1 protein-coding gene is annotated in these 772 nt (G+C 70.9%); it reads left to right on the plus strand.

Annotated features, from left to right (window positions below; translation table 11 throughout):
- Positions 1 to 772: ketoacyl-synthetase C-terminal extension domain-containing protein (locus AC0AIB_RS31030; RefSeq protein ID WP_465098051.1), on the plus strand; the 772-nt coding region annotated here is incomplete at both ends.

The following is a 772-nucleotide window of genomic DNA, read 5'->3' on the forward strand; positions in this document are numbered from 1 at the left end:
GACGGGACGGGTTGGGCCGAGGGTGTGGGTGTGCTGGTGTTGGAGCGGCTGTCGGATGCGGTGCGTGGTGGGCGTCGGGTGTTGGCGGTGATCCGTGGTTCCGCGGTGAACCAGGACGGCGCGAGCAATGGTCTGACGGCCCCGAACGGCCCCTCGCAGGAGCGGGTGATCCGGGCCGCGTTGGCGAACGCGCGGTTGTCCGCCGCGGAGGTGGACGTGGTGGAGGCGCACGGTACGGGTACCCGGTTGGGTGACCCGATCGAGGCGCAGGCGCTGCTGGCAACCTACGGTCGGGACCGCCAGGAGCCGCTCCGGCTCGGCTCGTTGAAGTCGAACATCGGTCACACGCAGGCCGCGGCGGGTGTGGCGGGTGTGATCAAGATGGTGATGGCGATGCGCGCGGGGGTGATGCCCGCGACGTTGCACGTGGACGAGCCGACCCCCGAGGTCGACTGGTCGGCCGGCGCCGTGGAGTTGTTGACGCGGCCCCGCCAGTGGCCGGAGGTGGGCCGCCCGCGCCGGGCGGGTGTGTCGTCCTTCGGCGTGAGCGGAACCAACGCGCACCTCATCGTCGAGCAGGCCCCGGAGATCGAGGCTTCGCTGGCGGCGGAGCCTGCGGCGTCGGGTGTGGTGCCGTGGGTGGTCTCGGGTAGGTCGGTGGAGGCTGTGGTTGGTCAGGCGGGGCGGTTGGTGTCGTTTTTGGAGGGGTGTTCGGGGTGGGATGTGGTGGGGGTGGGTCGTTCGCTTGCGGTGTCGCGGGTGGGTTTTGATC

This window comes from Micromonospora sp. DSM 43699, from assembly GCF_055517075.1.